3 protein-coding genes are annotated in these 4,500 nt (G+C 43.3%); 1 reads left to right on the top strand and 2 read right to left on the bottom strand.

Annotated elements, in window-relative coordinates:
* Positions 1–140 precede the first annotated feature (140 nt).
* A complete protein-coding gene (locus tag F6K52_RS32800) occupies positions 141–806 on the top strand; it encodes a hypothetical protein (protein WP_293088743.1) in 666 nt (221 codons plus the stop codon).
* A 365-nt stretch (positions 807–1,171) separates the two neighbouring features.
* On the opposite strand, the gene pyk is transcribed toward F6K52_RS32800, so the two are convergent.
* Together pyk and F6K52_RS32790 are read right to left on the bottom strand one after the other, a co-directional pair.
* Positions 1,172–2,953: a pyruvate kinase gene (gene pyk / locus F6K52_RS32795; RefSeq protein ID WP_293088741.1), complete on the bottom strand. Its 1,782-nt coding sequence runs from the start codon at positions 2,951–2,953 to the stop codon at positions 1,172–1,174.
* A 269-nt stretch (positions 2,954–3,222) separates the two neighbouring features.
* On the bottom strand, positions 3,223–4,500 hold a 1,278-nt coding region (locus tag F6K52_RS32790; protein ID WP_293088739.1), incomplete at its 5' end, for a sorbosone dehydrogenase family protein.

The raw sequence follows: 4,500 nt of genomic DNA, 5'->3' as shown, positions 1-4,500 counted from the left end.
ATACACGACTTCGGTAAAATTCCTCGTAATATGAGTTTTGTAATGAGTTAGCTCAGTTGCTTAAATCTGTATTTACACGGTTGTCGTGCTAGGTCACGTTGATGTTAAAAGTGATGTAATTACTTTACACCGAAGCTCTCATGAATTCAAGTATCAGTTTTTTGTTATTCAGCTGGTTTTTATTAGCCATTTATGATTTTATACCCAAAAACCAGACTCAAAAAGATAGCAATCAAATCCAAAATTTATTAATCTATTGGTTTTTTTTTATTTTAAATAACTATGAAGCCATTGAACAAGATATAAATTTTGCTAATGATAAAATTAAGTGGCTGGAATATGAACTCAAAGAAAGTCATCAGCAAATTATTGGGATAATCAATAAGTTTATTGTAGTTAATAACTCCTTAAGGAGCTTGCATAAGAAAAATGTCTCACTGCAAGAGAGGGTTGAACGGCTGGAGCTGGAAAAGCAGGCTTTTCTTGAAGAGCTTGATGGGGGAGTAGAAACTTCAAAGTGGGATTATCAAGCCTGGGAGTTGATGGTACAGAAAACCAAAGGAATAATTGTGGAGCTAAACCAAGTCAAGACGGAAGTTAAATCACTCCTCATACAAAACAAACAATTGGCATGGGATAAAGCATGCTTAGAAAGGCAACTTGAGTTGGAGAGGGCTGAAAATCAATGTCTGGCTATAGAAAAACAACAAATAAATCATCAAAAAAACATCTTGGCAGGTAAACTGAGACAGAAGCATATTGAAACTCAATCCCTACTCACTGAAATCGAAGCACTAAAGATGTAAAAACCAAGATGTGTTGATGATAAATTTTGATCAGTCTACAAGCTTAAACCAGGACAGTTACGGTCATGAGTAATATCGTGTCCGGTTGACTACTTATAATTCTGGGGTTTTCGTTAATTGAAAATTGAAAATTAACAATTAACAATTAACAATTTTCAATTTATGGGCATAGGCTCAACCATTTTATAAGTGATTAACCGGACTTGATCTTACCAATTAATAATTTAAAAATATTGACTCTACCAGGTTAAGTTAGTAGCCAAATAGTACCACAAAATATTTTCTAGTTAAGTGATGCTTGAGCATACAAATAAAACCAGGAAATAGCCAAGACAAAATACACAATGGTGATGGGTATAATTTATTCAAGTCATTAGTAACCCGTCACTGGGGCTAGCCCCAAGAGTACCAGAATAAACTAATCCCCGCTGTGTGTCCAGAGTCAAAATTGCCCCATCCCGAATCAATTGGGTCGCATTCTTCACCCCCACAATTACTGGCACACCTAAACGTAAGCCAATCACTGCTGCATGGCTAGTTATACTATCTTCCTCAGTGATAATTCCTGCTGCCTTGCGAATAACTTCCACAAATTTGGCATTGGTTGAAGGAGCGACTAGGATTTCTCCGTGGTTGAAGTTAGGTAAATCACCATCAGTGCCAGCCACCCGAGCAACACCACTTACTGATCCCTGACCAATACCAACTCCCTGACCCAAAACTGCTTTGACTACTTCTACTTTAATTAAGTCTGTTGACCCAGCCACACCTTGGATTGTCCCCGCCGTCATGACGACCAAATCTCTTTCTGTTAGAAGCTGTTTTTCCTGAGCCACACTCATTGCGGCTTGGAAGGTCTGACCAGTTGAGGGTAAATCCAGGACTAACAAAGGTCTGACCCCCCAAACTAGCTGGAGTTGTCGAGCCACATCTACATGAGGTGTTACTGCTAATATCGGAGTTTGGGGTCGAAATTTAGAAACATTCCGCGCTGTAGCACCGGTTTTGGTCAGAGTCATGATGGCTGCTGCATCTAACTGCTCCGCAATGTGACCAACTGCTTGGGATATAGCATTGGGAATGGAACGGCTGGTGTCACGAGCATTACCGATAATCTGTTCTTGTTCAATGCGCACCGCAACTGTGCCCATGGTCTTTACAGCTTCTACTGGGTATTTACCAACAGCTGTTTCGTTAGAGAGCATGACTGCATCAGTACCATCAAGGATAGCATTAGCTACATCAGAAACTTCTGCACGAGTTGGTCGGGGTGAGTGAACCATACTGTCCAACATTTGAGTGGCAGTTATGACTGGGATTCCCCGTCGATTGGCTGAGGCAATCAGTCGCTTTTGTAAGATTGGTACATCCTCTGCTGGCAGTTCTACCCCTAAATCACCCCGAGCAACCATCACCCCATCGCACAGGGAGATAATTGCCTCCATTTGCTCAATGGCTTCATGCTTTTCAATTTTGGCAACGACGGGTACCTGCTTGCCAGCACTGTTAATGAGTTCTTTGATTTCTAATATGTCCTGAGGATTCCGAACAAAGGAGAGTGCTACCCAATCCACACCTTGATCCAAACCAAACATTAAATCTAGTCGGTCTTTATCGGTTAGAGCTTTGATGGATAGGTAGACACCAGGGAAGTTCACTCCCTTGTTATTTGAGAGGGGTCCACCGACGATAACAGTACAGTGCAAGGCTCGTTGCTCTCGGTCTACCTCATCGACCCGCATCTCAACTTTGCCATCATCTAATAGGATGGTGGCTCCCGCAGGCACTTCGTCCGCTAGGGGTTCGTAGGTAACTGAACTGATTTCCTGTTTACCAACCATGGATTTGCTGGTTAAGGTGAAGCGATCGCCATTGTTGACAACAATGGAACCGTTTTCAAACCGCCCCAAGCGAATTTTCGGTCCTTGCAAGTCTTGCAGGATCGCCACAGGCTGATTGAGTTCAAAGGCCGTCTGGCGAATCAGGCGAATATTGCGCTGATGGTCTTCGTGGGTGCCATGGGAAAAATTAAGTCGTAAAGTGGTGGCACCAGCTTGAATTAGTGCCTTGAGAACATCTGGGCTATTGCTCGCAGGGCCAATTGTGGCGACAATCTTTGTCCGACGTAGGGAATTTGGCGATTGCATAAACGTGAAAGGGATTAGGTTGGTTTCCCGAACAACACCTTAGCATGGCACATTACTGTTTGTTGTCTGATATTAAGTTTTCCTAAATATCTTTACAAAGACTTGTTATGAGTCATTAGTTATTAGTACCAAGCCAGGTTTAATAAGATTCGGTAAACATTCCCCAATCTACACTAAGTGCGGTTAGTAGAGGATGAATTTCCAGGCAAAAAATTTTTGTTCTAATCAAGTTATAATCAATAAGATATTCCAGCTTAGTCGAGGGTACTTCACGAGTTACTATTCCGGTATTGGATTCGGTAAATGCGGTTGTTGGCTTCTTCTGTGACGAGCAGACTACCATCTTTTAGCACCAGCAACCCAACTGGACGTCCCCAGGTAGTTGGTCCTGAGGAATCGATCAGAAAACCAGTCAGAAAATCTTCATAGTAGCCTAATGGTCGTCTATCAGTTTTGAAGGGAACAAACACAACCTTGTAACCAGTGCCTCGGTTACGATTCCAAGAACCACGAAACGCTACAAAGGCACCGTTACGATACTTTTCTGGAAAGGTCTTTCCATCATAAAATTGTAATCCTAGTGCTGCTGAGTGCGATTGGAACAAGACATCGGGAGTTCGGGTTTGGGCAAGCAGTTCAGGTTTGATGCTTTGACCATTGCGGGTTTGACGGGGATCGATGAGATGGGGGGCTAAATAGGCATAGGGCCAACCATAGAATTCCCCTTGGCGAATACGGGTGAAGTAATCAGGGACTAGGTCATCTCCGATCAGATCTCGTTCATTGACAGTAGTGTAAAGTTCACCAGTAATTGGGTGAAAGTCGAGACCGACAGGATTACGTAAACCATAGGCAAAGGTCTGTTGGTTTGAGCCGTCGAGGTTCATCACCTGTACCGATGCTCGGGGTAGGGCTTCTCTATCGACATTAGACCGTGAACCAATAGAGACGTAGATTTTGTTTAGGTTGGGAGATACTACCACATTGCGGGTCCAATGCTGGTTGTAGCCACCGCCAGGGAGGTCAGCAATTTTTTGACCTTTGCCAGTGAGTTGGTCTTGACCTTTTGTGTAGGGAAACCGGAGTACAGCATTAGTGTTGCCCAAGAAGAAGTATTGATCAGCAAACGCCATGCCAAAGGGAATATTTAACCCATTACTGGCACTAGCAAAGGTTTTTTTGAGATCAGCAACTCCATCACCATTGCTGTCGCGCAATAAACGAATACGATTTGCCCGAGTTTCTGTGACCAAGATATCCCCACTGGGAGTAAGTGCTAGCCAGCGGGGACGGTCTAACCCATCAGCAAATACGTTCACTTGGAAACCCGCTGGTACTTTTAGGCTTGGGTTGGATGGTATTGCTACCACATTTGGAGGTCGAGAGGCGCTAGTAGTAGCAAAGGGTTGGGGTAAATCCTTCAGGGTAATTTGAATCGGTTGGGGTGTCAGGGGTTTCGTATCGATTAGGGTTTTTGTGGATAAAGCATTTGTTTGTATAGGTGCCTGAGCAATTTGGGGAGATTGCTCAGACGAGGACTTTTGTAC

Source organism: Moorena sp. SIO3H5, assembly GCF_010692395.1.
In the GTDB taxonomy this organism is placed as follows: domain Bacteria; phylum Cyanobacteriota; class Cyanobacteriia; order Cyanobacteriales; family Coleofasciculaceae; genus Moorena.
This window is presented reverse-complemented; position numbering and strand designations above follow the sequence as displayed.

Bases quoted from the DNA above. Each gene is read 5' to 3' on its own strand.
- pyk (WP_293088741.1), bottom strand. From the start codon at position 2,953: ATGCAATCGCCAAATTCCCTACGTCGGACAAAGATTGTCGCCACAATT.
- F6K52_RS32800 (WP_293088743.1), top strand. From the start codon at position 141: ATGAATTCAAGTATCAGTTTTTTGTTATTCAGCTGGTTTTTATTAGCC.